This is a genomic window from Curtobacterium guangdongense (genome assembly GCF_049341845.1).
Classification (GTDB): domain Bacteria; phylum Actinomycetota; class Actinomycetes; order Actinomycetales; family Microbacteriaceae; genus Curtobacterium; species Curtobacterium guangdongense.
The window spans coordinates 233,600-259,486 of record NZ_JBMPIT010000004.1 but is presented as its reverse complement, the minus strand read 5'-3'; the positions used below and the strand labels follow the sequence as shown (position 1 = coordinate 259,486).

Sequence of the window (25,887 nt, the reverse complement as noted above, 5' to 3'; positions counted from 1 at the left end):
GGGTGGCGATCCGTCCGGTGCTGGTGGACCAGCACCGGACGGAGCAGTCCCGCCGATTTGAGGAAACGCGAGCGTTGGAGCCTTGGCGGGAACCGTCGCCGCCAACATATCAGTTGGTCGCGTTGGGTGGCAAACGTTAGCGGGGCGCATGCGTCGCGCCACGGGGCGTTAGGAGCGCGTTAGGAACCGCCTGGAGGCCCGGTTCCGGATCCAGCATCGGATCCGGCACCACACACGGTGCGGTCCACGGCACCGGTCGCGGACCTCCAGATCTCCAGGAGTCCTCGTGCTCGGCATCACCATCGCCGCCGCCGTCCTCGGCATCGCCGCGGTCGTCTACCTCGTCTGGGCGCTCGTGCGCCCAGAGCAGTTCTGATGGGCAGCGCGGCAACGACCTGGGCCGGCATCGCCCAGGTCGCCGTGCTCGTCCTGCTGCTCGCCGTCGTCCACCGCCCGCTCGGCGACTGGATGGCGCGGGTCTACACCTCGGCGCACCACGGGCGCATCGAGCGACTCGTGTACCGGGTGATCGGGGTCGACCCGGACGCCGAGCAGTCCTCTCGCGCCTACCTGCGTGGCGTACTGCTCTTCAGCGCCGTCGGGATCGTCGTCATCATCGTCCTGCAGCGCATCCAGTCGGTGCTGCCGGGGTCGCTCGGACTGCCGAACGTCGGATGGGCGCTGTCGTTCAACACCGCGGTGTCGTTCGTCACGAACACGAACTGGCAGTCGTACTCGCCGGAGGCGACGCTCGGCTACTCGGTCCAGATGGCCGGCCTCGCGGTGCAGAACTTCCTGTCGGCAGCAGTCGGTCTCGCCGTCGCGGTCGCCCTCGTCCGCGGGTTCGCCCGCCGCCGCTCGGGAACGATCGGCAACGTGTGGGTGGACATCGTCCGCGGAACCGGCCGGCTGCTCCTCCCGCTGTCCTTCGTGTTCGCGATCGTCCTGGTCGCGGGTGGCGTCATCCAGTCGTGGGGGAGCGGCACCGACGTCACGACGCTCGTCGGCGGGACACAGCACATCCCGGACGGGTTCGTCGCGTCGCAGGAGGCGATCAAGCTCCTCGGCACGAACGGCGGCGGCTACTTCAACGCGAACTCGGCGCACCCGTTCGAGAACCCGAACGCGTGGACGAACCTCGTCGAGATCTTCCTGATGCTCGCGATCCCGTTCTCGCTGCCGAGGACCTTCGGCACGATGGTCGGCGACCGCCGCCAGGGCCGCGCGATCCTCGTCGTGATGGGCGTGCTGTTCCTCGTCTCGCTCTCGGTGATGTCCATCGCCGAGCTGGCCGGCGGCGGATCGGCCACGCAGGCGGCGGGCGCTGCGATGGAGGGCAAGGAGGTCCGGTTCGGCATCCTCGACACGACGCTCTTCGGCACGACGTCGACGGCCACCTCGACCGGCGCGGTGAACGGCATGTTCGACAGCTTCACCCCGATCGGCGGGCTGATGGCGCTCCTCAACATGATGCTCGGCGAGATCAGCCCCGGCGGGGTCGGGTCCGGCCTGTACGGCATGCTCGTACTCGCCGTGATCACGGTGTTCATCGGCGGCCTGCTCGTCGGACGGACGCCGGAGTACCTCGGCAAGAAGATCCGCGCCCGCGAGATGACCTACGCCGCGCTGTACATCCTCGTCACGCCGACGGTCGTGCTCCTCGGGACCGGGCTCTCGCTCGTCATCCCCGGCGTCCGCGAACAGACGATCGGCACATCGCTGTTCAACCCCGGCAACCACGGGCTGTCCGAGCTGCTCTACGCCTTCACGAGCGCCGGCAACAACAACGGCTCGGCGTTCGGCGGGCTCACCGCGAACACGACCTGGATGAACACGGCCCTCGGCGTCGCGATGCTGCTCGGCCGCTTCGTACCGATCGTCTTCGTCCTGGCGCTCGCCGGTTCGCTCGCGTCCCAGGAGAAGGTCCCGGCGACCGCCGGCACGCTCCCCACCCACCGGCCGCTCTTCATCGGCCTGCTCGGCGGCGTCGCCGTCATCGTCACCGCACTCACCTACTTCCCGGTGCTCGCACTGGGCCCCCTCGCAGAAGGACTGTCATGACATCCGTGACCTCCGTACCGGAGTCGCACACCACCTCGGAACCAGCCACCCGCCGGTCCGCGTTCGGACCCCGGCAACTGGTGTCGGGCCTCCCGGGCGCACTCCGGAAGCTCGATCCGCGCCTGATGTGGCGGAACCCCGTCATGTTCATCGTGGAGGTGGGCGCAGCCCTCACCACGGCGGCGGCCGTCGTCGAGCCGTCCGCGTTCACGATCGCCATCGCGGTCTGGCTCTGGCTGACCGTCGTGTTCGCGAACCTGGCGGAGTCCGTCGCCGAGGGGCGCGGCAAGGCGCAGGCGGAGGCGCTGCGGAAGACGCGCTCGACCACCACGGCCCGCCGCGTCCTCGGCTACGACACGACCGACCCGTCGGCGTTCGCCGCGGGCACGGAGGAGATCGCGTCCGTCGACCTGGCGAAGGGGGACGTCGTCGTCGTGGTCGCGGGCGAGGTGATCCCCGGCGACGGGGACGTGGTCGACGGGATCGCGTCGGTCGACGAGTCGGCCGTCACGGGTGAGTCCGCCCCGGTGATCCGGGAGTCCGGTGGCGACCGCAGTGCCGTCACCGGTGGCACCACGGTGCTGTCCGACCGGATCGTCGTGCGCATCACCTCGACGCCGGGTGAGACCTTCATCGACCGGATGATCCGGTTGGTCGAGGGTGCCGCCCGCCAGAAGACGCCGAACGAGATCGCGCTGAACATCCTGCTCGCATCGCTGTCGATCGTCTTCGTCATCGTCTGCCTGACGATGCAGCCCATCGCAGGCCTCGTCGGAGCCGACGTCAGCGTCCCGGTGCTCATCGCCCTGCTCGTGTGCCTCATCCCGACGACGATCGGCGCGCTGCTCTCGGCGATCGGCATCGCGGGCATGGACCGGCTCGTGCAGCACAACGTCCTCGCGATGTCCGGCCGTGCGGTCGAGGCCGCGGGGGACATCACGACGCTGCTCCTCGACAAGACCGGCACGATCACGTACGGCAACCGTCGGGCCTCGCGGGTCGTCCCCGTGCCCGGCGTCACCGAGGCGGAACTGATGGAGGCCGCCGCGCTCTCGAGTGCCGCCGACGGGACGCCCGAGGGCCGCTCGATCGTGGAGCTCGCGGCGCAGGCCGGGGTCGTCGTCGACGCGTCGGACGGGGCCGTCGAGGTGCCGTTCACCGCGCAGACCCGCATGTCCGGCATGGACCTGCCCGACGGATCGTCGATCCGGAAGGGTGCCGCTGCAGCAGTCCTCGGCTGGGCCGGAACCCCCGATGCCGGTGTCGTGGCGGCGATCGACGCGACGGTCGCAGAGATCTCCGACCAGGGCGGGACGCCGCTCGTCGTCGGGCGTCGCTCGGCCGAGGGCGTCGTGTCGCTGCTCGGTGTCGTGCACCTGAAGGACGTCGTCAAGGACGGGCTCAGCGAGCGGTTCGGCGAGCTGCGGAGCATGGGCATCCGCACCGTGATGATCACGGGCGACAACCCGCGGACGGCGAAGGCCATCGCGGCCGAGGCCGGTGTGGACGACTTCCTCGCCGAGGCCACGCCGGAGGACAAGCTCGCGCTCATCAAGCGGGAGCAGGACGGCGGGAACCTCGTCGCGATGACGGGCGACGGCACGAACGACGCCCCTGCCCTGGCGCAGGCGGACGTCGGCGTCGCGATGAACACCGGGACGACCGCGGCGAAGGAGGCCGGCAACATGGTCGACCTCGACTCGGACCCGACGAAGCTCATCGACGTCGTCCGGATCGGGAAGCAGCTGCTCATCACCCGTGGGGCGCTCACCACGTTCTCGATCGCCAACGACGTCGCGAAGTACTTCGCGATCATCCCGGCGATGTTCCAGCTGGCGTTCCCCGGGCTCGCGGCGCTCAACGTCATGGGCCTGCACAGCCCGTCGTCCGCGATCCTGTCGGCCGTCATCTTCAACGCGCTCGTCATCGTGGCGCTCATCCCGCTGTCCCTGCGCGGCGTCAAGTACCGCGCGGCATCGGCGTCGTCGATCCTCGGCCGCAACCTGCTCCTCTACGGGGTCGGCGGCGTGATCGTCCCCTTCATCGGCATCAAACTGATCGACCTCGTCGTCGGTCTCCTCCCGGGGTTCTAGTCATGGCAACCACATCTCGCTCGTCCCTCCGCTCGCTCGGCGTCGCCGTCCGGCTCACGCTCCTCGCGACCGTGGTGCTCGGCATCGCCTACCCGCTCGCCGTCTGGGGCGTCGGCCAGGCCGCGTTCCACGACCAGGCGAACGGCTCGATCGTGTCCCAGGACGGCAAGCCCGTCGGGTCCTCCCTCATCGGCCAGTCCTTCACCGGGAAGCAGGCCGACCGCTGGTTCCAGTCCCGCCCGTCGGCCGCCGGCGAGAAGGGGTACGACGCGAACGCCTCGTCCGGGTCGAACCTCGGGCCGTCGAACCCCGACCTGCGCAAGGCGATCGAGTCGCGTCGTGCCGCTGTGGCGAAGGCGGACGGCGTGCCCGCTTCGGACGTGCCCGCTGATGCGGTGACGGCGTCGGGCTCCGGCCTCGACCCGGACATCAGCCCGGAGTACGCGCTCCAGCAGGTGCAGCGCGTGGCCTCGGCCCGCGGGCTCAGCGACGACGCCGTGCGGAAGCTCGTCGACGAGCACACCGAGTCCCGCGAGCTCGGCGTCCTCGGTGCACCGGCGGTCGACGTCCTGCAGCTGAACCTCGCGCTCGCGAAGCTCGGCTGATGCGAGGATGAGCGCGTGAAGCGAGGCAAGCTGCGGGTGCTGCTCGGGGCCGCACCCGGCGTCGGGAAGACCTTCACGATGCTCGAGGAGGGACGCCGGCTCCGTGACGAGGGTCGCGACGTGGTCGTCGCCGTCGTGGAGACCCACGGCCGCGCCGCCACGGCCGCCCTCGTCGAGGGGCTCGAGGTCGTCCCCCGCCGGGTCGAACGGCACCGGGACGTCGAGCTGGACGAGATGGACCTCGACGCCGTGATCGCCCGTCACCCCGACGTCGCGCTCGTCGACGAACTCGCGCACACGAACGCACCTGGTGGCCGACACGACAAGCGCTGGCAGGACGTCGAAGCCCTGCTGGCGGCGGGCATCGACGTGGTCTCGACGGTGAACGTCCAGCACATGCAGTCCCTCGGGGACGTCGTGCACGAGATCACCGGGACCGTCCAGCGCGAGACCGTCCCCGACGCGGTGGTCCGGGCAGCGGACCAGATCGAGGTCGTCGACCTGTCGCCGCAGGCCCTCCGCGAGCGGCTCTCCGAGGGGCTCGTGTACCCGGCCGCCCGGATCGACGCCGCACTGTCGAACTACTTCCGCCTCGGCAACCTCACCGCCCTCCGCGAGATCGCCCTGCTGTGGCTCGCGGACGAGGTCGACGACGCCCTGAAGCGCTACCGGGCCGAGCACGGCATCGAGCACCGGTGGGAGGCCAGGGAGCGGGTCCTCGTCGCCCTCACCGGCGGTCCGGAGGGCGAGACGCTCCTCCGCCGCGGGGCCCGGATCGCCGCCAGGTCCTCCGGCGGCGAGCTCGCGGCCGTGCACGTCACGACGAACGACGGGCTGCGCGAACGGCACCCAGGTGCCCTCGGCGCGCAGCGGGCGCTCCTCGAGCAGCTCGGTGGGACGTACCACCAGGTCGTCGGGGACGACGTGCCGAGCACGCTGGTCCGCTTCGCCCGGTCGATCGACGCCACGCAGATCGTCATCGGGGTCAGCCGCCGCACGCGGGCGGCCGCCGCACTCACCGGCCCCGGCATCGGCAACACCGTCATCCGCGAGTCCGGCGACATCGACGTGCACGTGGTCACACACGAGAAGGCCGGCGGCGGCTTCGCCCTCCCGCGGCTCGGGGGCAGCCTGTCCCGTGGCCGGGTGCTCAGCGCGTTCGGCCTCGCCCTCGTCGTCGGTCCGCTGCTGACCTGGCTGCTGTCGTTCGGCAAGACCCCGGACGCGATCACCGTCGACGTCCTCGCCTACCAGCTGCTCGTGCTCGTCGTGGCGCTCGTCGGCGGGATGTGGCCCGCCGTGTTCGCCGCGGTGTTGTCCGGGCTGAGCCTCGACTACTTCTTCGTCCAGCCGCTGTACCGCGTGACCGTGCAGCAGCCGTGGCACCTCGTCGCCCTCGTGATGTACGTGATCAGCGCCGTGCTCGTCAGCTTCGTCGTCGACCGCTCGGCCCGACGCTCGCGGACGGCCCGCCGTGCCGCTGCCGAGTCCGGGCTGCTCATCGGCATCGCCGGCAGCGTTCTGCGGGGCGACGACGCGCTCCAGGCCCTCGTCGAGCGGACCCGCGAGGCGTTCGGCTACACCGGACTGCGCGTCCGGCAGGGAGACCTGGTGCCGGCCACGTCGGGGACGTTCGGCGACGTGCCGGACGCCACCACGAGCCTCCCGTCCGGTGCGGTCCTGGAGTTCGCCGGCGCGCCCGACGACCCGACCCAGCGCCGGTTGCTGCGGGTGGTGGAGCAGCAGATCGACGCGGCGCTGGAGCACCGTGAGCTGACCAGGACCGCGGTCGACGCGGAACGCATCGCCGCGGCGGACCGCGTCAGGAGCGCGATCCTCGCGGCCGTCGGCCACGACGTCCGGCGGCCGATCGCGGCCGCCAGCGCGAGCGTGCAGACGCTCCGTGCCAGCGACATCCGGCTCTCCGAGGCCGACCGGGAGGCACTGCTCGCCACCGCCGACGAGAGCCTCGGTCAGCTCGCGGTGCTGTTGGGCGACCTGCTCGACGTCTCGCGGGTGCAAGCGGGGGTGCTCGCGGTCACCCCCGTCGCCCTCCCGTTGGAGACCGTGGTCGCGCCGGCACTCGACGAGCTGGAGCTCGGGCCGGACGGCGTCGACCTCGACCTGCCCGGCGACCTGCCGCCGGTGCTCGCCGACCCGGTGCTGCTGCAGCGCGTCGTCGTGAACCTGCTCGCGAACGCGGTGCGGCACAGCCCGGCGGGGACGACGGTGCGGGTCGCGGCGAGTGCGTTCAGCGGGTCGGTGGAGCTCCGCGTCGCCGACCACGGCCCCGGGATCCCCGAGGCGCAGCGCGACGACGTGTTCCAGCCGTTCCAGCGGCTCGGGGACACCGACAACGACACGGGGCTCGGCCTCGGGCTCGCACTGGCGCGGGGGTTCACCGAGGGGATGGGTGGCACGATCGAGGCCGACGACACCCCCGGCGGCGGCCTGACGATGGTGGTGCGGCTCCCGATCGCCGGGCACGTCGGGGTGGAGGCACGATGAAGGTCCTCGTCGCGGACGACGACCCGCAGCTCGTCCGTGCACTCGGCGTCACGCTCACGGCGCGCGGGTACGACGTCGTCACCGCCCGGGACGGCCGCGCCGCGATCGACGCGGTGATCACCGAGCGCCCGGACCTCGTGATGCTCGACCTCGGCATGCCGCGGCTCGACGGGATCGGTGTGCTCGAGGGCATCCGCTCGTGGTCGCAGGTGCCGGTGCTGGTGCTCTCGGGGCGGACGGACTCCGCCGACAAGGTCGACGCGCTCGACGCCGGTGCGGACGACTACGTGACGAAGCCGTTCCAGATGGACGAGCTGCTCGCCAGGCTGCGCGCGCTCGGGCGTCGGCAGGCGGCGGCCGCAGCGGCGTCGGACTCGAGCCCGACGGTGCGGATCGGGAGCCTCGTCGTGGACCTCGTCGCGAAGCAGGTCCTGCCGCCGGAGGGCCCGGCGATCCGCCTGACCCCGACCGAGTGGCGGTTGCTCGAGGTCCTGATCGCCAACCCGGACCGGCTGATGACGCGGGAGATGCTGCTCACCGAGGTGTGGGGACCGTCGCACGGCAACGACTCCGGGTACCTCCGGCTCTACGTCGCGCAGCTGCGGCGGAAGCTCGAGCCGGACCCGTCGTCGCCGCGCTACATCGTCACGGAGTCGGGCATGGGGTACCGCTTCACCCCCTAGGACCTGGCCGCTGCCAGCTCCGCCCGGGTCCTCGCGCCGTGCTTCCTGAGCAGGTTCGCGACGTGGTACTTCACCGTGTTCACGCTGATCCCGAGACCGTCGGCGATCTCCTGGTTGCCGACCCCCGTCGCGACGAGCCGCAGCACGTCCTGCTCGCGCGGGGTGAGGCCGGTGTCGTCGGCGACGTCGACCGTGCCGGGTGCCGGGTCGAGCGGGAGCGAGATGTCCAGGACGGATCCCCACGCCGGCGTCGACTCGACCGCGAGCCGCCCGTCGAGCGCCACGACCCGTTCGGCGATCGGCCGCATGGTGTCGTCGTGCGCGTCCAGGGTGCCGGCGCCGTCGTCGCGGAGCTGCATGAGGAGGTTCCGGCCGTCGCAGTCCCACTGGATCCGGACGCGATGGGCCTCACCGGCGTCGACGAGTGCGAGCACGGCGGTGCGGACGATGGCCCGGGCCGCGTGGGCGACGTCGCCGGGCAGGGCGCGGCCGGTCGCCGGCGGTTCGACGAACTGCACGTCGAGGTCGCCGAACCGGACGAGGGGACGCAGGTCCGCCCGCAGCCGGGAGAACGCCCCCGTGACGGGCTCGAGCAGGGTGCTCCGCTGCCGGTCCGTCAGCGTCCGGAGTTCGACCAGCGCGGCCGAGGCGATCTCGACCGCCTCCGACCGGGCAGCGGCGTCGCCCACCCGCGGGGACCGGAGCACCGCGAGGACGGACTCCAGCGTGAGTGCGTGTCGATCGGCCTGCTCCGCGACCGTCCTGGCGTGCTCCGCTGCCGCGCGCCGACTGGCGGGGCCGAGCCGAGCCTCCGTTCCGTCCTGACCTGTGCCGTCCCGAACCGTGCCGTCCTGATCCGCCTCGTCCACATGGCCGAACCTACCGGTCCCACCCGAGCGGGCGGGGCCACCCGATCGGGTGGGACTCCCGCCGTGTCGGGGAGCGGTGGGACCGGGCGCCGCACGACAGGCTCGTCGGCATGCAGGAACCCACCGTCCCCGAGTCGTTCGGGCTCGTCCTCCGAGAGCTCGACGACCTCGCGCCGCGGATCGACCCCGAGGCGACCGCGCAGTTCGTCTCGCTCGTCGAGGGCGCCAGGCGGGTGTTCGTGCACGGCGCCGGTCGATCCGGGCTCGCACTCCGGATGAGCGCGATGCGCCTGATGCACCTCGGGCTCGACATCCACGTCGTCGGCGAGGTGACCACCCCGGCGATCGGCTCCGGCGACGTACTGGTCGTCGCGAGCGGCTCCGGCACGACGACCGGCATCGTGCAGGCGGCACGCACCGCAGCGTCCGTCGGCGCATCGGTCGTGGCGGTCTCCACGACGTCGGACTCCCCGCTGTCGTCCGTCGCGACGACGACCGTCGTGCTCCCCGCCGCGACGAAGACCGACCGCTCCGGCACCGCGTCCGCGCAGTACGCCGGCGGCTTGTTCGAACAGGCCGTCGCCCTCCTCGGCGACGCGCTCTTCCACACGCTCTGGGCCCGCGGCGGCCAGTCCGCCGACGACCTCTGGCCCCGACACGCCAACCTCGAATGAAAGGCACCACCACCATGCAGCTCCAGTTCGCCATGGACACCCTGACCACCGAAGCCGCCCTCGAGCTCGCCGGTGCGGCCGCCCCGCACGTCGACATCCTCGAGCTCGGCACCCCGCTCATCAAGAGCGCCGGACTCTCCGCGATCACCGCGATCAAGCAGGCGCACCCGGACAAGACCGTGTTCGCCGACCTCAAGACGATGGACGCGGGCGAGCTCGAGGCCGGGATCGCCTTCGAAGCCGGTGCCGACCTGGTGACCGTGCTCGGTGTCGCCGGTGACAGCACGATCGCCGGCGCCGTCACCGCGGCGAAGCAGCACGGCAAGGGCGTCGTCGTCGACCTCATCGGTGTCGCCGACAAGGCAGCACGTGCCCGCGAGGTCATCGCCCTCGGCGCCGAGTTCGTCGAGATGCACGCCGGCCTCGACGAGCAGGCCGAGGAGGGCTTCACGTTCTCCACGCTCCTCGACGACGGCAAGGCCTCCGGTGTGCCGTTCTCGGTCGCGGGTGGTGTCACGGCGGCATCCGTCGCGGACGTCCAGGCCTCGGGTGCGACGGTCGCCGTCGCCGGCAGCGCGATCTACAGCGCGTCCGACGTCGGCGCAGCCGCCGCCGAGATCCGCGCCGCCATCACCGCGTAGTCCTCGCCTAGGCTCGGAGCCGTGCACGAACCGTTTCCCGTCAGCCCCGCTGACGTCGCGGACGTGCGCGGCTTCCTCGCCGAGTGCGACCTGACGGTCGCCGGCCTCGAGGACCCGGCGGTCCGGTTGTGGGCCGTCCGCGACGAGTCCGGCGCGGTCGTCGGCTCCACCGGTTTCGAGAGCAGCCCGGACGGGAGGCACGCCCTCCTCCGCAGCGTTGCCGTCGGCCCGGCGCTCCGCGGCTCCGGCGTCGGTACCCGGCTCGCGCGGTTCGCGCTCGACGCGGCCGCCGCTGCCGGCGCGGATCGGGCGTGGCTGTTCAGTCGCCGCTCCGGCCCGTTCTGGCAGGGTCTCGGGTTCGTGCCCGCCGACCGTTCGCAGCTTGCGGCGGTCCTGGCGGAGACGACCCAGGTCGCGCTCTTCCGCGACACCGGGCAACTCGCGCACGAGATCGCCTGGTCGCGCTCGCTCTGACCGCTCCGCGGGACAGCGCAGCCGCGCGGAGCGGTAGCGTCGGGGCGTGACGATCGAGCTCCGCGCGGTGACCGCCGACGACTGGCGGGACTGGCGGCCCGTCCGGCTGGCGGCGCTCGCCGATGCGCCGGACGCGTTCGGGTCGCGCCTCGCCGACTGGGCGGACGCGCCAGAGGACCGGTGGCGCACACGCCTGTCGATCCCCGGAGCGCTCGACCTGCTCGCCGTCGAGGGCGACCGCGCGGTCGGCATGGCCAGCGGTGCGCCGACCGACGAGGACCGCGCCGAGCTCATCTCGATGTGGGTCGACCCCGCCGTCCGCGGGCGTGGTGTCGCCGGACTGCTCATCGAGGCGATCGCGCGATGGGCCGCTGCGGCGGGCGCGACCGAGCTGGAGCTCTCGGTGATGCCCGACAACGACACCGCCCGCCGCGCCTACGAGCGCAACGGCTTCACGGTCGCCGACGTCCTCGGCGACCGGCTCCCCGACGGCCGGCACGAGGTCGTCATGCGCCGGGACCTCACCGCCGACCGCACGCTCGACACGTACGAGCGGGCGGCCGGCCTGTACGCCGAGCGGACCGACGGGCACCGCGCCGGCCTCGTCGACGACCTGCTTGTGCTGGTGACGCCCGGTGCGCGCGTCCTCGAACTCGGCTCCGGCCCGGGACGGGACGCCCTCGCACTCGAGGCCGCCGGGCTCCGCGTCGACCGCACCGACGGCGCCCGTTCGTTCGTCGAGCGGTTGCGCGCCGACGGGCACGTCGCCCGCGTGCTCGACGTCCGCACCGGGGTGTTCGGCGGCGGGTACGACGCCGTGTTCGCGAACGCGGTGCTGCTCCACGTCCGACGCGAGGAACTCCCCGGCGTGCTCCGTCGTGCCCTCGTGGCCGTCGTCCCCGGTGGGGTCCTCGCCGCCACCGTCAAGCGCGGCGACGGTGCCGACTGGAGCACGCGAAAGCTCGACCGCCCCCGGCACTTCACCTACTGGACCGAGGACGAACTCGCGTCGGTGGTGTCCGAGACCGGGTGGACCGACGTCGTCGTCCGCGAGACGACCGTGCCGGGAGCCGAGGAACGCTGGCTGACCGTCACCGCACGACGACCGGAGGAGACACGATGAACCGAGCACTGCGCTGGACCGCTTGGATCGTGGCGGTGGTGCTCGTCATCGTGCTCGTCTTCCTGGTGTGGGCGAACATCGTCATGCAGGGCACGCGATCCGCCGCGCTGCAGGTCTGGCGCGACGACCGGGTGACCGTCCGCGACGCGGGGAACTCCGTCGTGATGACCCCGGCGGGCGGCGCGAACGGCGTCGGGATCGTGTTCATCCCCGGCGCGAAGGTCGACCCGTACGCGTACATGGCGACGTTCCGGCAGGTGGTCGCCAGCGGCACCACGGTCGTGATCACGAAGCCGACGCTGCACCTTGCGTTCTTCGACACCCGGCCCCTGTCGGCGTTCGAGTCGCACGCACCGGCGGTCCGCACGTGGGCGGTCGGCGGGCACTCCCTCGGCGGGGTCCGGGCGTGCCAGCTGGCCGATGACCCGGGTGTCGCCGGTCTCCTACTGCTCGGCAGCTACTGCGCGAACGACCTGTCCCGCACCGACCTCGACGTCCTGAGCGTCTCGGGTTCGCGCGACGGCCTGTCCACCCCGGCCAAGGTCGACGCCGCGCGGCACCTGCTCCCGGGCGACGCGACGATGACCGAGATCCAGGGCTCGAACCACGCCGACTTCGGGGCGTACGGCGCACAGCCGGGGGACCGCACCGCGACCATCTCCCGCGCCGATGCCCGTGCGCAGATCAGCACGGCGATCGAACGATGGACCGAGGAGCTCCGCTCCGCCGGACTCAGCTGATGCCGCGGCCCGTCCTCGTCCACCTGAACGGCATCCCGGCGAGCGGGAAGTCCACCACCGCACGCGCCTGGGCCGAACGGCACGCGGCGTCGATGCCCGTCGCGTTCGACATCGACGTGCTGCGCGCGATGATCGGCGGGTGGGACGTGCAGCTCCGCCCGGCCGGGAACGCCGCCCGGGCGATGGCCATGGCCGCGATGCGCGCGCACCTGGGCTCCGGCCGGGATGTGATCGTGCCGCAGTACGCGCGGTCCGACGCGTTCATCGACGAGCTCGCGGCGCTCGCCGCCGTCGAGGGTGCGGGATTCGTCGAATGTGCGCTCCGCCTCGACGCCGCCGAGGCGGACCGCCGCTTCACGGCGCGTGCCGCATCGGGTCCGGTGGTCCACGGCGACCTGGGCGGCGACCTGATGGCGGACGTCCTGGTCGAACTGGAGGCGTTCATCGCGACGCGCGCGCACGTCACGTGGGTTGGTGGTCCCGACCAGGGCCTCGATGCGGTGCTCGACCAGCTCGACGCCGCGGTCAGCGCGGCTCGCTGAGCGCGAGCTCGACGGCCCGCCGGGCGCGGTCGGGGCGGAGCCCGATGCGGTCGAGGTCGTCGATCGGCACCCACGCGGGGTCGTACCGGTTCTCGTCGGTCGCGCGCCGGGCCTCGGGTGCGGTGTCGGGCATCCGGGGGGTGCCGTCCTCGACGCTGACCCGGAAGTACAGCGCGGGGGCCTCGCGGTCGACCCCGACCGGCAACAACGCCTCGGTGACGCCGACGAGCCCGGTCTCCTCGCGGAGTTCCCGCACGCACGCCTGCTGCGGGGTCTCGCCGGCCTCGAGGCCGCCCCCGGGGAGCACGGCGTACGACCGGTCGTCGCGGTGGCGGAGGACGACGAGCACCTCGCGGTCACGCACGGCGACGGCGACGGCGCGGACACGGATCCCCTCTGGTGTTCCCGGCATGCCCCGACCGTACCTGGTGGGTCGGTCGAACGAGGGGACTGGAGCGGTCCTAGACTCGGGCGCAGCACTCGTACGACACCACTGCCTGGAAGGTTGTCCATGACGTCGTCGGACCGGCGGATCCCTGCGCGCCTCGCTGACACGCGAGCCCTCCTCTTCGACCTCGACGGGGTGCTGACGCCGACGGCCGACGTGCACATGCGTGCGTGGAGCCGACTCTTCACGCCGTACCTCGCCGCGCACGGCGTCGACCCGTACACGGAGCAGGACTACTTCGCGTACATCGACGGCAAGCCCCGGTACGACGGGGTCCGCTCGCTGCTCGACTCCCGCGGCATCGAGCTGCCGCAGGGCACCCCCGACGACGCCCCCGACCAGGACACCGTGTGCGGGCTCGGCAACCGGAAGAACGCCGAGTTCACGGCGGAACTGCACGAGCACGGCGTCGAGCCCTACCCGGGCTCGCTGCGGTTCCTCGTCGCGGCCATCGACGCCGGGCTGTCGGTCGCGGTGGTGTCGAGCTCGGCGAACGCGGTGGAGGTCCTCCGGACGGCCGGCATCCTCGAACGGTTCCCGGTCATCGTCGACGGGCTCGTCGCCCGCGAGGACGGTCTCCCCGGCAAGCCCGCTCCGGACACGTACCTCGACGCGGCGAGCCGGTTCGGGCTGACGGCGGCCGAGTGCGTCGTGGTGGAGGACGCCACGAGTGGTGTGGCGGCCGGACGGAACGGCGCATTCGGGCTCGTGATCGGTGTCGACCGCGGAGCGGGCGCCGACGAGCTGCTCGCGAACGGTGCCGACGTCGTCGTGACGGACCTCGCCGACCTCATCACCGAACTGCCCCAGCCGGCCACGCTGACGACGTAGGCGGCCTGCGCGGCGCGATCCGTGCCTCCAGGCCGTCCCCGACCACCTCCCTTCCCACGGAGCACCCATGAACCCCATCACCTCGGATCCCCTCGACCGTGTGCGCTACCCCGTCGACGAGTGGGCGCTCGTCGAGACGGAGTACGCACCTGACCAGCAGGGCGTCGCGGAGACGAACTTCGCGGTCGGGAACGGCTACCTCGGCCTCCGCGGCAACCTCGACGAGGGCCGCGGTGGCGTGCAGTACGGCACGTACATCAACGGGTTCCACGAGACGTGGCCGATCCGGCACGCCGAGGACGCGTTCGGCTTCGCCAAGACCGGGCAGACGATCATCAACGCGCCGGACGCCAAGGTGATCCGGCTCTACGTCGACGACGAGCCGCTGGTGCTGGCCGAAGCGGACATCCTGCGGCACACCCGCAGGCTGGACTTCCGCGGCGGGTACCTGCTGCGCGAGACGGAGTGGTCGACGCCGTCCGGCAAGCGCGTGCTCATCCGCTCGCGCCGGCTCGTCTCGTTCACGGACCGACACCTCGCCGTCATCGACTACGAGGTCACGATGCTCGACGCGGACGCCTCGGTGCTGCTGTCGAGCCAGATCCTGAACCGGCAGGACGTCGTCGACGAGTACCACGCGGGGATGCGTGCGGCGGCGACCGCGTTCGACCCGCGCAAGGCCGAGGCGTTCACCGAGCGGGTCCTCGAGCCGAAGATCAAGCGCAACTCCGGTACCCGGTCGCTGCTCGGGTACCAGGCCGCCAGCTCGGGCATGACGATCTGCGTCGGGGTCGAGCACCGCCTCGAGACGGACAACACCTGGGACGAGTCGTCGTCGATCGAGGACGACCTCGCGAAGCACGTCTACCGGGTGCAGGCGAAGGCCGGGCAACCGATCCGCCTGACCAAGAACGTGGTCTACCACACGTCCCGCGGGGTCCCGGCGCGCGAACTCGCCGATCGGTGCGACCGCACCCTGGACCGTGCACACGCCGAGACGGTCGAGGAGACGTTCGCCAAGCAGCGCACGTGGATGGACGACTACTGGGAGCGCAGCGACGTCGAGATCGCCGGGCAGCCGGAGATCCAGCAGGCGGTCCGGTGGAACCTCTTCATGCTCGCGCAGGCCACCGCCCGCACCGACGGGCACGGCATCGCGGCGAAGGGCGTCACCGGGTCCGGCTACGGCGGGCACTACTTCTGGGACATGGAGATCTACGTCCTGCCGTTCCTGTCCTACACGGCGCCGATCGTCGCGCGGAACGCCCTGCGGTTCCGCTACAACATGCTCGACGCCGCGCGCTCCCGGGCCCGCGAGCTGAACCAGCACGGCGCGCTCTTCCCGTGGCGGACGATCAACGGCGAGGAGTCCAGTGCGTACTACGCCGCCGGCACCGCGCAGTACCACATCGACGCCGACATCGCGCATGCCCTCATGCAGTACGTGCGGGCGTCCGGTGACCGGGAGTTCCTGAAGCGCGGCGCGATCGACATCCTCGTCGAGACCGCTCGTCTCTGGGAGGACCTGGGGTTCTGGCGCTCGAACGGCGACCAGAAGTTCCACATCGACGGGGTCACCGGCCCGGACGAGTACACCACCGTCGTCGACGACAACATGTACACGAACGTCATGGCCAGGGCGAACCTGTGGTTCGCCGTCAACGCGTGCCGTGAGCTCGCGGTCGACGACCCCGAGGAGTACGCCCGCATGGTCCGGCGGACCGGGCTCGACGAGTCCGAGATCGTGGACTGGGAACGCGCCGCCGAGTCGATGGAGATCCCGTTCGACCCGCACCGGGGGATCCACCCGCAGGACGCGCAGTTCCTCGACAAGGAGCTCTGGGACCTCGAGAACACGCCGGAGTCCAAGCGTCCCCTGCTGCTGCACTACCACCCGCTGGTCATCTACCGCTTCCAGGTCCTCAAGCAGGCGGACGTCGTGCTGGCGCTGTTCCTGCAGGGCCACGAGTTCACCCCGGCCGAGAAGCGCCGCGACTTCGACTACTACGACGCGCTGACGACGGGCGACTCCACCCTGTCCGCCGTGGTGCAGTCGATCATGGCGGCCGAGGTCGGATACCACGAGCTCGCGGAGCAGTACTTCAACACGGCGCTCTACGTCGACCTGGCCGACCTGCACGGCAACACGACCGACGGCGTGCACATCGCGTCGACCGGCGGGATCTGGGGCGGGCTCGTGAACGGGTTCGGTGGCATGCGCGACCACGGCGGGAAGATGACGTTCAACCCGCGGCTGCCGAAGTCGTGGGAGCGCCTGACCTACCGGATCACCGTGCGGGGCTCCCGGGTCCGCGTCGACCTCGAACAGGACCGCATGACCTTCACGGTCGAGACCGGCGACGGCTTCACCGCCTGGGTGCACAACCAGTCGTTCGACGTCACGGCGGAGGCACCGACGGTCGTGCCGCTGCCGCACCAGGGGCCGCGGATGGACGGGCACGCCCCGACCACCAGCGACATCCAGGGCACGCTGCGCGCTGACGGCTCCGTGATCACGGCGTCGATCCCGACGATCTCGCTCGAGCGCGACTACGAGGTGGACGAGACGACCGCCTGACCCCGGACTGCTGCTGGCCTCGTGCGGAGTGTTCGGGGCACGCAGACCGTGACGGCAGGAAGCACCATGGCCGGGCTCGACGACATCATCTCCCAGATCCCGATCGGGGACCTCGCGAAGAAGCTCGGCGTGGACGAGGCCACCGCGAACCAGGCGGTGCAGAAGGCCCTGCCGGCGCTGCTCGGTGGGATGCGCGCGAACGCCGAGCAGGGTGGCGGGCAGTCCCTCGAGCGGGCGGTCGACAAGCACTCCGCCGCGCTGGTCGACGGCGGCGTGGACCTCGACGACGTCGACACCGACGACGGCAGCAAGATCGTGAAGAACGTCTTCGGGTCGTCGGAGAACCAGGTGGCGGCCGCACTCGGTTCGACCGGCGGTGGTGCTGGTGGTGGTGCTGGCGGCGGCATCGGCGACCTGCTGGGCGGACTGCTCGGCGGCGGGAAGAAGTAGCGCTCAGAGCAGCTTCCGGAGCGTGTTCACGTTCCGGGTCGTCGTCGTGCGCTTGAACCGGGCGGCCCCTGCTCGCTTCGCGAACGGCGTGTCCGTGCTCGACCCCTTCGGACAGGACCAGTAGACGACGCCGTCCCCGCGTGCGGCCTGCTCGACCGCGGGGTCCAGCTCGAGATCGGCGAGCAGGTCGTCGAGTGCGGCGTCGTCGGAGCCGAACACGACGTAGTCGTGCCGGTCCGCGGCGCTCTCGAACGGGAATCCGTCGACCACGGCAGCCAGCCCGTCGTGCGGGACGAGCACGATCCACGCGTCGTAGCCGAACCGGTCACGGAGCGCCTGCTCGACGTCCCGCTTGAGGTCGGCGGCACCGTCGTCCGCGTCGAACACGACGTTGCCCGAGGCGAGGACGGTCCGGACGTCCCGGTACCCGCGCGACTCGAACAGGGACCGCAGCTCGGCAGACCGGATCGTGATCCCGTTGACGTTCACGCCGCGCAGCAGCGCGATCCACCTGCTCATGTCGTGAACGTACCCGGAGTCCGGGGTCAGTTCCAGGTGCGGGCGACGGTCCAGGCGGAGCCGTCGGGCACGATGTCGACGACGAGTGTCTCGCCGTCCTCGGCCGTGACCTGGAAGCGCCACCCGACGGTGCGCTCGGGTGCGTGCGTGATGGCGGTCGGCAGTGCGGCCGGTGTGACGGTGAGGCGCGTCGGGTGGTCGGTCACCCGCCAACGTCGCCCCTGCCAGACGAGCCGGACCGGCGCACCGTCCGCCCACCAGACCGTCGTGGCCGCATCGATGACCATCATCGGGTCCTCCCTCGTTCGAACGTGTGTTCGAATGCTAGGTCGCGTCTCGACGGTGTGCAACAGCACGGCGTGGCGCGGATGACGACGTCGTCCCGAGTCCACAAGAACACTTGCGCAACACATCTTGTGGATCTACGCTGAGCCGCATGGACGACGGACGGATCGACGACCCGGCACACATGCGGGCGCTGGCCCACCCCACACGGCTGCGGATCCTCGGCATGCTCCGCGCCGACGGTCCACAGACGGCCGCGATGCTCGGCGACCGCATCGACGAGGCACCGGGCACCATCAGTTACCACTGCTCCCGGCTCGCCGGTGTCGGACTCATCGAGCCGGCAGCGGATCAGGGGACGGACCGGCGTGAGCGGTGGTGGCGGGCGACGCACGACTCGTCGTCCTGGTACCTCGCCGACGCGCTCGACGACCCGGAGCGGGCCCTCGCGGCGAGCGCGCTCGACCGGGCGGTCGCGCGGGTCTACGCCGCGAACTACGAGGCGTTCGTCGACCGGGCGGCCACCTTCGGCCGCGAGTGGGTGGCAGCGTCGACGAGTGCGGACCGGGTCCTCCGGCTGACCGCTCCCGAGCTCGAGCGGCTCGGAGCCGAGATGCGCGAGCTCGTCGAACGCTGGCGGTCGGTGAGCGCCGAGCACGCGGCCGGCGACGGGTCCGAGCAGGTCTTCGTGCTGCAGCAGGCGTACCGATGGCCGCGCACCTGAGCCCGCGCGGACGGCTCCGGGCGCTCCTCGCGGTCCAGGTCGTCTCGCGCGTGGGCAACGTCGTCACCACGGTTGCCGTGCCGTTCGCCGTGCTCGCGCGTGGTGGGTCGGCGACGGACGTCGGGATCACCGCGTTCATGGCGACCGTGCCGATCGTGCTCGGGGGGCCGTTCGGTGGCGCGCTGGTCGAGCGCGTGGGGTTCGTCCGGTCGAGCGCCTGGTCGGACGTCATCAGCGGCGTGACACTGCTCGCCATGCCGGTGCTCGCGTGGACCGTCGGGTTGCCGTTCTGGGCCCTGCTGGCGTTGGTGTTCGTCAGCGGGCTCTTCGACATGCCGGGGGAGTCGGCCCGGCGGGTGCTCCTCCCGGGGCTCGCGACGGCGGCGGGCGTGTCGCTCGAACGGGCCGTCGGGCACTTCGAGGCTTCTGCGCGGCTGTCCGTGCTGGTCGGTGCACCGGTCGGCGGGGTCTTGGTCGCGGCACTCGGCCCGATGCCGGCGCTCGCCTGCACGGCACTCGTGTTCGGCGCAGCCGCACTGCTGACGGCGCTCGTGGTGCGCGAAGCCCCGGCACCGGTCGCCGACGGCGCGGCTGTGGCACCGGAGTCGGCGGGCTACTGGCGCGACATCGTCGAGGGCTTCCGGTTCTGCGTGCGGGACCCGTTCTTCCGACTCATCATCGCGCTGGTGCTCGTCACGAACCTGCTCGACGCGGCGCGGTCCACCACGCTCCTGCCCCTCTACGCGGACGAACGGCTCGACGGTGCGCAGTCGCTCGGCTTCGTCACGGGGACGTTCGGCGGGGCTGCGTTCCTCGGGTCCCTGGTCTTCGGGTACGTGGCGCACCGGCTGCCTCGTCGGATCCCGTTCGTGCTCTGCTTCGTCCTGGCCGGTGGACCGTCGTTGCTCGCACCGGCGCTCGGCCTCGGGCTGCCGTGGGTCCTCGGTGCCGCGGCGGTCTCCGGGCTCGCGGCCGGTGCGCTCAACCCGATTCTCGGCGCGGTCGAACTCGAGCGGATCCCGGTGCACATGCGGGCGCGGGTGTTCGGGCTGCTCGGCGCGGGGTCCTGGGCGGGGATCCCGCTCGGAGGTCTGCTCGCCGGGGTCGCGGCGGACGGCATCGGCGTCTCCACGACGTTCGGCGTCGTCGCGTGCATCTACACCGTGGTCACGCTCGCGCCCCTGCTCGGCGGCTCCTGGCGCCTCATGGAGCGCCCGGCCCCGAGTCTCGGCGACCGTGCGGGCGAGCCCGTGTACACGGGAAGGCATGAGTGAGGACGAACAGGGCCCGGACGAACAGCACCAGGTGCCCGACGGGGTGTCGGAAGCGACGGTCGAGGCATTGGGGACCCTGTCCGCAGCGCTCGAGACGATCGAGCACGCTCGCGGGCTGCTCTACGGGTTCCACCGGCTGACGGGCAGCGCGGACCTCGACCTCGGCGAGGCCGTCGAACAACTCAGGAAGGCCGGGCACACCGACCTGGCGGACCGGATCGACACGGAGCTCGTCGGTCGGAACGTCATCGCGGGACGGTGGACGTTCCAGGTCGTCGAGGACTACGACGACGGGTACTACGCCCTCGCCAAGGAGCTGGAGCGCACCGCGCGGGACGAACTCGTCGGAGGCCGCCGCCACCTGTTCGAGGCGGGCATGAAGGAGGACCGGCGCACCTCCGGCCGACGCCACCACGAGGCGACGCCGGCCGACGTGCCGGACTGAGCCGGGCCTCCCGGCGGAAGAGACGACCCCGGAACGACGAAACGCCGCCAGATCTGGCGGCGTTTCGTGTCGTTGGCGGCGTCCCGACGTCAGCCGACGCCGAGCACGCTCTCCAGGGGCCCGCGCGCGAAGTACAGCAGGAAGCCGGCGGCGACGACGTAGAGCAGCCACGAGACCTCGCGGCCGCGGCCGGACAGCGCCTTGATGAGCACCCAGCTGATGAAGCCGGCGCCGATGCCGTTCGCGATCGAGTACGTCAGCGGCATCACGACGATCGTCAGGAACGCCGGCAGCGCCGAGCCGAAGTCGGTCCAGTCGATGTCCTTCACCTGGGCGACCATGAGCGCACCCACGACCACGAGCCCGGCGGCGGCGACCTCGAGCGGGACGACCTGGGTCAGCGGCGTGAGGAACATCGACGCCAGGAACAGCAGCCCCGTGACGACCGAGGCGAACCCGGTGCGGGCGCCCTCGCCGATGCCGGCCGCGGAGTCGATGAACACCGTGTTCGACGACACCGACGCGCCACCGCCGGCGATGGCACCAGCGCCCTCGACGACGAGCGCCGAACGCAGGCGGGGGAAGGTGCCGTCGGGCTTCGCGACGCCAGCGGCCTTCGCCAGACCGGTCATCGTGCCCATGGCGTCGAAGAAGTTCGTGAAGACCAGCGTGAAGACGAGCATCGACGCGGCCAACGGTCCGATGCGGCTGAAGGCGCCGAAGTCGAAGTGGCCGACGAGCGACAGGTCGGGGAAGGCGAACAGCGCGCTCGGCAGGCCGGGGGCGTTGAGGTTCCAGCCGGTCTTCGAGTCGACCGAGGTGGGCACGTTGAAGATCGCCTGCAGGATGATCGCGATGATCGTCGTCGCGATGATGCCGATGAGGAGCGCGCCCTTGACCTTCCGGGCCATCAGCGTGCCGATGATGACCAGGCCGATGAGGAACACGATCGTCGGCAGCGCGCCGACGGAGCCGTCCTCGCCGAGCTGCAGCGGGGGCGACGCCAGGCCGGAGGAGCGGACGAAGCCGGAGTCCACGAGGCCGATGAACGCGATGAACAGGCCGATGCCGACGGTGATCGCGGCCTTGAGCTGCGCCGGCACCGCGGTGAAGATCATCGTCCGGATCCCGGTCAACGCCAGGATCACGATGATGATGCCGTTGATCACCACGAGGCCCATCGCCTCGGCCCACGTCACCTGGTGCACGACGCTCACCGCGAGGAACGAGTTGATCCCGAGCCCCGCCGCGATGCCGAACGGCAGGTTCGCGATCACGCCCATCGCGATCGTCATGAGCCCTGCGACGAGCCCGGTGGCCGCGGCGACCTGGGCGTTCTCGAGCCACCCGCCGGTGACGTCCTTCGCGGCCTGGTCGGCGCTGAACCCACCGAGGATGAGCGGGTTGAGGATGACGATGTACGCCATCGTCACGAAGGACACGAGTCCACCGCGGACCTCGCGGGGGATGGTCGAACCGCGCTTGGTGATGGAGAAGAAGCGGTCGAGGCCGGAAGCGACTCGGTTCCGGGACGGCGTTTCGGTTGTCTGCGGGGCGCTCACCAACGAAGTTTAAAGGACGCTGGCAACGTCGGCGGCCTGGTGTTGGATGGACGGGTGACGTCGCGCATGGACCGTGCCCGCGCCGAGGCCGCAGTGCGCGAGCTGCTGACGGCCTTCGGCGAGGACCCCGACCGCCCCGAACTCGCCCGCACCCCGCAGCGGGTCACGGACGCGTTCGCCGAGTTCTTCCACGGCGCCGGCCTCGACGCGGTGGCGATCGCGCGGGACGGCACGGTGCACGCCGGCGACGACGAACGCGGCCAGTTGGTCGTCGTCCGCGACATCCGCTTCCGCTCGGTGTGCGAGCACCACCTGCTGCCGTTCACGGGTGTCGCGCACCTGGCGTACGCCCCCGGCGAGCGGCTCATCGGGCTCGGGACGCTGTCGCGGGTCGTCGATGCGCTCGCCTCGCGTCCACAGTTGCAGGAGCGTCTCGGCGAGCAGGTCGTCGCCGCGGTGCAGGAAGGGCTGGCAGCGCGCGGGGTCCTCGTGGTCCTCGACGCGCAGCACCAGTGCGTGACGACCAGGGGTGAGCGCCAGACGGCGTCCACGACGGTCACGGTCGCCGCCACCGGCACGCTCGCCGACCCGGCGGGCCGTGCCGAGGCGATCGCCCTGATCGGGACCCAAGCCGCACGGCTCGGGACCCACGCCGAGGCGGACCGATGACCGCCGACGGACGCACCACGAGCCTCCAGGCCGCCGCCGGACCCCGCTGGGTGGTCTCGACCCTGCGCCACCCGGTCCGCACCATCGGCCGACGCTCCTTCGACTTCGACCGCCGCATCGCGGTCATGGCGATCGTCAACCGCACGCCGGACTCCTTCCACGACCGCGGTGCCACCTTCGAGCTCGACCGCGCCGTCGCCGCGGCGGTCCGTGCCGCCGAACAGGGCGCCGACTGGGTCGACATCGGCGGCGTGAAGTTCGCGCCGGGCCCCGAGCTCCCCGCTGCCGACGAGATCGACCGCGTCGTCCCCGTCGTCGCGCAGCTCGTCCAGCAATCCGACGTCACGATCAGCGTCGACACCTTCCGTCCAGAGGTCGCGCAGGCCGCGATCGCCGCCGGCGCGAGCGTCGTCAACGACACGACGGGGCTGTCGGACCCGCGGATGGCGTCCGTCGTCGCCGACTCCGAGGCGACGATCGTCATCACGCACTCCCTCGCGGCGCCGCGGACCGCGCTGGCGGCCCCACCCCGGTACGCAGACGTCGCGGGCGAGGTGGTCGCGTTCCTCCGCGAACGGGTCGACCGGGCGCTCGCCGCCGGCATTCCGGAGTCGCGGATCATCGTCGACCCCGGGCACGACCTCAACAAGAACACCGTCCACACGCTCGAACTCACCCGTCGGCTGCCCGAGGTGGTCGCACTCGGCTACCCGGTGCTCGCCGCGGTCTCGAACAAGGACTTCGTCGGCGAATCGCTCGGCCGTCCCCGGGGCGAGCGCCTGTCCGGATCGCTCGCGGTGGCGACGGTGAGTGCGATGCTCGGCGCGCGGATCGTCCGGATGCACGACGTCCAGGAGTCCGTCGACGCGATGCGCATGGTGGAGGCGACGCTCGGCTGGCGCGAGCCGGTGGAAGCGCGGCACAACACGTGAGCGGGCTGCCTCCGGCGGTGCTCCCGCCGTCGATCGCGGACCTGTCGGACGAGCAGTTGGTCGCCCTGTACGGACTGGAGGCTCGGCCCGGGTCCGACCCTGCGGCCGGCGGTCGTCCCGGTTCCGGCTTGGAGGCTCGGCCTGCGTCCGGTACGCCGGCCGGCGGGTGGCTGCGGGTCAACTTCGTGGCCACCCTGGACGGGTCGGCGTCGGCCGGCGGTGTGACGGCGGGCATCGGCGGCCCGGACGACCTGCGGGTGTTCGACCTGTTGCGCCGGGTCACGGACGTCGTGCTCGTCGCGGCGGGGACCGTCCGCGACGAGGGGTACGGCCCCATGCGGGTGCGGGACTCCGACGTCGCTTGGCGCCGGGCGCACCGGATGCCCGACCACCCGGTGTTCGCGATCGTGTCCGGGTCGCTGTCGTTGGACCCGTCGTCGCCGGTGTTCACCGAAGCGCCGGAGCGTGCGCTCGTGCTGACCTCGTCGTCCGCGCCCGCCGACCGCCGCGAGGCGTTGGCGGCCGTGGCGGACGTCGTGTCCTGCGGGGAGGACTCCGTGGACGTCGGGCTGGTCCGGGACGCCCTGGTGTCGCGCGGCCTCGGGCGGATCCACTGCGAGGGCGGACCCTCGTTCCTCGGCTCCCTGATCGCGGCGGACCTCGTCGACGAGCTCTGCCTGACGATCGACCCGTCGCTCGAGGGCGGTGCCGGACCCCGGATCGCCCGGGGGTCCTCGCCCGACCTGCGGCGGATGCGGCTCGGGCACGTGCTCCGCGGTGACGGTGACGTGCTGCTGACGCGGTACGTCCGGCAGGTAGGGTCGGGCTCGTGATCGACATCGTGGCGTCCGGGGTCCTCTTCGACATGGACGGGACCCTGGTGGACTCGACCGCGATCGTCGAAGGGGCATGGGGTCGATTCGGCGCCCAGCACGACATCGCGCCGTCGACCATCCTCGCGTTCTCGCACGGGCGGCAGACGATCGACACCGTGCGGCACTTCCTGCCCGACCTCGATCCCACCGAGCAGCGCCGGCTGGCCGACGAACTCGTCGCGGACGAGGTCGACAACACCCACGGCATCATCGAGATCCCCGGAGCGGCGGCGTTCGTCCGGCGGCTCGTCGAAGCGGGGGTGCCCGTCGCACTCGTCACGAGTGCTCCTCGTGACCTCGCCATGAACCGGATGCGAGCCGCCGGGGTGGACGTGCCCGAGGCGGTCGTCACCTCGGAGGACGTCGAGCACGGCAAGCCCCACCCGGACGGCTACGTCCGCGGGGCGGCGCTGCTCGGACTGCGCGCCGAGGAATGTGTCGCGTTCGAGGACGCCCCCGCCGGTCTCCAGGCGGCCGTGGACTCGGGGGCGACCACGGTGGTCGTCGGCGAGCTCGAGGACGACGTCACGATCGGCCTCGCCCGCGTGCACGGCTTCGACGGCATCGAGGTCTCGGCCGAGGACGGCACGTTCCGCCTGCGCGGCTGAGCCCCCTGCGGGGCTGAGTCGGCGTCCAGCGCGACCGAGCACCGTGGGGGGTGCGGTCGGAGACCCCGACCCGCGGAAGGAGTGACCCATGGCAGCCCTCGACGGAACCACCGTCCTCGTCATCACCACGAACTACGGCGTGGAGCAGGACGAGATCATCGTCCCCACCGAGGAACTCCGGAAGCGCGGTGCCTCGGTGACGGTCGCCGCGAAGACCACGGACACCGTCCAGACCCTCGTCGGCGACAAGGACCCGGGCAAGTCCCTGGACCCCGACACCACCTTCGACGGGGTGTCGGCGGACGACTTCGACGCGCTCGTCGTCCCGGGCGGCACGATCAACGCGGACACCATCCGCCAGGAGACGGCGGCGATCGACCTGGTCAAGGCCTTCGTCGAGCAGGGCAAGCCCGTCGCGGCGATCTGCCACGGGCCCTGGACCCTCGTCGAGGCAGGGGTCCTGCCGGGTCGCACGATCACCTCGTACCCGTCGCTGCAGACCGACGTGCGGAACGCCGGCGCCGAGTGGGTCGACCGCGAGGTCCAGGTCGACGAGACGAACGGCACCGTGATCACGTCCCGGAACCCGGACGACCTGCCCGCGTTCGTCGACGCGATCCAGGCGGCGCTGGTCCCCGCGTCCGCCTAGCGGTTCCCGAGGCGGGCGCTCGCCG

28 protein-coding genes are annotated in these 25,887 nt (G+C 71.8%); 23 read left to right on the top strand and 5 right to left on the bottom strand.

Annotated features, from left to right (window positions below; translation table 11 throughout):
• The first annotated feature begins 286 nt into the window (after nucleotides 1–286).
• Genes ACO0E1_RS07805 through ACO0E1_RS07780 form a run of 6 tightly spaced genes read left to right on the top strand, consistent with a single transcriptional unit; the run spans nucleotide 287 to nucleotide 7,950 of the window.
• Nucleotides 287–376 (top strand): potassium-transporting ATPase subunit F, encoded by a 90-nt coding sequence (locus tag ACO0E1_RS07805; RefSeq protein ID WP_281266117.1) that lies wholly within the window; start codon nucleotides 287–289, stop codon nucleotides 374–376.
• Complete coding sequence (kdpA, locus tag ACO0E1_RS07800) at nucleotides 376–2,061, top strand: potassium-transporting ATPase subunit KdpA (RefSeq protein ID WP_422873656.1); 1,686 nt, start codon at nucleotides 376–378, stop codon at nucleotides 2,059–2,061. Before ACO0E1_RS07805 ends, kdpA begins: the two co-directional genes overlap by 1 nt.
• The gene (gene kdpB / locus ACO0E1_RS07795) at nucleotides 2,058–4,154 is read left to right on the top strand and encodes a potassium-transporting ATPase subunit KdpB (protein WP_422873655.1); all 2,097 of its coding nucleotides are present in this window, start codon (nucleotides 2,058–2,060) and stop codon (nucleotides 4,152–4,154) included. The genes kdpA and kdpB overlap by 4 nt, the downstream gene beginning before the upstream one ends.
• 2 nt (nucleotides 4,155–4,156) lie before the next feature.
• The gene (gene kdpC, locus ACO0E1_RS07790; protein ID WP_422873654.1) at nucleotides 4,157–4,759 is read left to right on the top strand and encodes a potassium-transporting ATPase subunit KdpC; all 603 of its coding nucleotides are present in this window, start codon (nucleotides 4,157–4,159) and stop codon (nucleotides 4,757–4,759) included.
• A 15-nt stretch (nucleotides 4,760–4,774) separates the two neighbouring features.
• Nucleotides 4,775–7,267: an ATP-binding protein gene (locus tag ACO0E1_RS07785; protein ID WP_422873653.1), complete on the top strand. Its 2,493-nt coding sequence runs from the start codon at nucleotides 4,775–4,777 to the stop codon at nucleotides 7,265–7,267.
• Nucleotides 7,264–7,950: a response regulator gene (locus tag ACO0E1_RS07780; protein ID WP_422873652.1), complete on the top strand. Its 687-nt coding sequence runs from the start codon at nucleotides 7,264–7,266 to the stop codon at nucleotides 7,948–7,950. The genes ACO0E1_RS07785 and ACO0E1_RS07780 overlap by 4 nt, the downstream gene beginning before the upstream one ends.
• Here ACO0E1_RS07780 and ACO0E1_RS07775 read toward each other — a convergent pair.
• Nucleotides 7,947–8,819 carry a helix-turn-helix transcriptional regulator gene (locus tag ACO0E1_RS07775; RefSeq protein ID WP_422873651.1) on the bottom strand — a complete coding sequence of 291 codons (873 nt, stop codon included), beginning with the start codon at nucleotides 8,817–8,819 and terminating at the stop codon, nucleotides 7,947–7,949. The genes ACO0E1_RS07780 and ACO0E1_RS07775 overlap by 4 nt on opposite strands.
• Before the next feature lie 110 nt (nucleotides 8,820–8,929).
• Here ACO0E1_RS07775 and hxlB point away from each other — a divergent pair, with 110 nt between their 5' ends.
• From hxlB to ACO0E1_RS07745, 6 genes are read left to right on the top strand one after another with little or no spacing between them, the layout of a single operon-like run.
• Nucleotides 8,930–9,493, top strand: a complete 564-nt coding sequence (gene hxlB / locus ACO0E1_RS07770) for a 6-phospho-3-hexuloisomerase (protein WP_422873650.1) — start codon at nucleotides 8,930–8,932, stop codon at nucleotides 9,491–9,493.
• 14 nt (nucleotides 9,494–9,507) lie between these two features.
• On the top strand, nucleotides 9,508–10,134 hold the full coding sequence (hxlA, locus tag ACO0E1_RS07765) for a 3-hexulose-6-phosphate synthase (protein ID WP_422873649.1): 627 nt from the start codon (nucleotides 9,508–9,510) through the stop codon (nucleotides 10,132–10,134).
• Nucleotides 10,135–10,155: 21 nt separating this feature from the next.
• Nucleotides 10,156–10,608, top strand: a complete 453-nt coding sequence (locus ACO0E1_RS07760) for a GNAT family N-acetyltransferase (protein ID WP_422873648.1) — start codon at nucleotides 10,156–10,158, stop codon at nucleotides 10,606–10,608.
• A 46-nt stretch (nucleotides 10,609–10,654) separates the two neighbouring features.
• Nucleotides 10,655–11,731, top strand: a complete 1,077-nt coding sequence (locus tag ACO0E1_RS07755) for a GNAT family N-acetyltransferase (RefSeq protein WP_422873647.1) — start codon at nucleotides 10,655–10,657, stop codon at nucleotides 11,729–11,731.
• Complete coding sequence (locus ACO0E1_RS07750; RefSeq protein ID WP_422873646.1) at nucleotides 11,728–12,471, top strand: alpha/beta hydrolase; 744 nt, start codon at nucleotides 11,728–11,730, stop codon at nucleotides 12,469–12,471. Before ACO0E1_RS07755 ends, ACO0E1_RS07750 begins: the two co-directional genes overlap by 4 nt.
• Entirely contained in the window at nucleotides 12,471–13,013 is a 543-nt protein-coding gene (locus tag ACO0E1_RS07745; protein ID WP_422873645.1) for a P-loop nucleotide/nucleoside kinase family protein, read from the top strand. The genes ACO0E1_RS07750 and ACO0E1_RS07745 overlap by 1 nt, the downstream gene beginning before the upstream one ends.
• Here the strand turns inward: ACO0E1_RS07745 and ACO0E1_RS07740 are convergent.
• The gene (locus ACO0E1_RS07740) at nucleotides 12,997–13,425 is read right to left on the bottom strand and encodes an NUDIX domain-containing protein (RefSeq protein WP_422873644.1); all 429 of its coding nucleotides are present in this window, start codon (nucleotides 13,423–13,425) and stop codon (nucleotides 12,997–12,999) included. The genes ACO0E1_RS07745 and ACO0E1_RS07740 overlap by 17 nt on opposite strands.
• Before the next feature lie 99 nt (nucleotides 13,426–13,524).
• On the opposite strand from ACO0E1_RS07740, the gene ACO0E1_RS07735 reads away from it, so the two are divergent.
• The 3 genes from ACO0E1_RS07735 (at nucleotide 13,525) to ACO0E1_RS07725 (ending at nucleotide 17,320) form a co-directional block, all read left to right on the top strand.
• On the top strand, nucleotides 13,525–14,292 hold the full coding sequence (locus tag ACO0E1_RS07735) for an HAD family hydrolase (RefSeq protein WP_422873643.1): 768 nt from the start codon (nucleotides 13,525–13,527) through the stop codon (nucleotides 14,290–14,292).
• Nucleotides 14,293–14,359: 67 nt separating this feature from the next.
• Nucleotides 14,360–16,870 carry a glycoside hydrolase family 65 protein gene (locus tag ACO0E1_RS07730; protein WP_422873642.1) on the top strand — a complete coding sequence of 837 codons (2,511 nt, stop codon included), beginning with the start codon at nucleotides 14,360–14,362 and terminating at the stop codon, nucleotides 16,868–16,870.
• Nucleotides 16,871–16,936: 66 nt separating this feature from the next.
• Nucleotides 16,937–17,320: a DUF937 domain-containing protein gene (locus tag ACO0E1_RS07725; protein ID WP_422873641.1), complete on the top strand. Its 384-nt coding sequence runs from the start codon at nucleotides 16,937–16,939 to the stop codon at nucleotides 17,318–17,320.
• 3 nt (nucleotides 17,321–17,323) lie between these two features.
• On the opposite strand, the gene ACO0E1_RS07720 is transcribed toward ACO0E1_RS07725, so the two are convergent.
• Both ACO0E1_RS07720 and ACO0E1_RS07715 read right to left on the bottom strand, forming a co-directional pair.
• A complete protein-coding gene (locus ACO0E1_RS07720) occupies nucleotides 17,324–17,839 on the bottom strand; it encodes a DUF1697 domain-containing protein (RefSeq protein ID WP_422873640.1) in 516 nt (171 codons plus the stop codon).
• Nucleotides 17,840–17,865: 26 nt separating this feature from the next.
• On the bottom strand, nucleotides 17,866–18,129 hold the full coding sequence (locus ACO0E1_RS07715) for a hypothetical protein (RefSeq protein WP_422873639.1): 264 nt from the start codon (nucleotides 18,127–18,129) through the stop codon (nucleotides 17,866–17,868).
• 146 nt (nucleotides 18,130–18,275) lie between these two features.
• On the opposite strand from ACO0E1_RS07715, the gene ACO0E1_RS07710 reads away from it, so the two are divergent.
• Genes ACO0E1_RS07710 through ACO0E1_RS07700 form a run of 3 tightly spaced genes read left to right on the top strand, consistent with a single transcriptional unit; the run spans nucleotide 18,276 to nucleotide 20,567 of the window.
• Entirely contained in the window at nucleotides 18,276–18,848 is a 573-nt protein-coding gene (locus ACO0E1_RS07710; RefSeq protein WP_422873638.1) for a helix-turn-helix domain-containing protein, read from the top strand.
• Entirely contained in the window at nucleotides 18,833–20,122 is a 1,290-nt protein-coding gene (locus tag ACO0E1_RS07705; RefSeq protein WP_422873637.1) for an MFS transporter, read from the top strand. The genes ACO0E1_RS07710 and ACO0E1_RS07705 overlap by 16 nt, the downstream gene beginning before the upstream one ends.
• Nucleotides 20,115–20,567: a hypothetical protein gene (locus ACO0E1_RS07700; RefSeq protein ID WP_422873636.1), complete on the top strand. Its 453-nt coding sequence runs from the start codon at nucleotides 20,115–20,117 to the stop codon at nucleotides 20,565–20,567. The genes ACO0E1_RS07705 and ACO0E1_RS07700 overlap by 8 nt, the downstream gene beginning before the upstream one ends.
• Nucleotides 20,568–20,656: 89 nt before the next feature.
• Here ACO0E1_RS07700 and ACO0E1_RS07695 read toward each other — a convergent pair whose 3' ends face one another.
• Nucleotides 20,657–22,132, bottom strand: coding sequence for an NCS2 family permease (locus ACO0E1_RS07695; protein ID WP_422873635.1), 1,476 nt, complete (start codon nucleotides 22,130–22,132; stop codon nucleotides 20,657–20,659).
• A gap of 63 nt (nucleotides 22,133–22,195) precedes the next feature.
• On the opposite strand from ACO0E1_RS07695, the gene folE reads away from it, so the two are divergent.
• From folE to ACO0E1_RS07670, 5 genes are all read left to right on the top strand, one after another.
• Nucleotides 22,196–22,798: a GTP cyclohydrolase I gene (gene folE, locus ACO0E1_RS07690; protein WP_422873787.1), complete on the top strand. Its 603-nt coding sequence runs from the start codon at nucleotides 22,196–22,198 to the stop codon at nucleotides 22,796–22,798.
• On the top strand, nucleotides 22,795–23,730 hold the full coding sequence (folP, locus tag ACO0E1_RS07685; protein ID WP_422873634.1) for a dihydropteroate synthase: 936 nt from the start codon (nucleotides 22,795–22,797) through the stop codon (nucleotides 23,728–23,730). Before folE ends, folP begins: the two co-directional genes overlap by 4 nt.
• A complete protein-coding gene (locus ACO0E1_RS07680; protein ID WP_422873633.1) occupies nucleotides 23,727–24,563 on the top strand; it encodes a pyrimidine reductase family protein in 837 nt (278 codons plus the stop codon). Before folP ends, ACO0E1_RS07680 begins: the two co-directional genes overlap by 4 nt.
• Complete coding sequence (locus tag ACO0E1_RS07675; protein ID WP_422873632.1) at nucleotides 24,560–25,213, top strand: HAD-IA family hydrolase; 654 nt, start codon at nucleotides 24,560–24,562, stop codon at nucleotides 25,211–25,213. The genes ACO0E1_RS07680 and ACO0E1_RS07675 overlap by 4 nt, the downstream gene beginning before the upstream one ends.
• Before the next feature lie 88 nt (nucleotides 25,214–25,301).
• Nucleotides 25,302–25,862, top strand: coding sequence for a type 1 glutamine amidotransferase domain-containing protein (locus ACO0E1_RS07670; RefSeq protein ID WP_422873631.1), 561 nt, complete (start codon nucleotides 25,302–25,304; stop codon nucleotides 25,860–25,862).
• Nucleotides 25,863–25,887 lie beyond the last annotated feature (25 nt).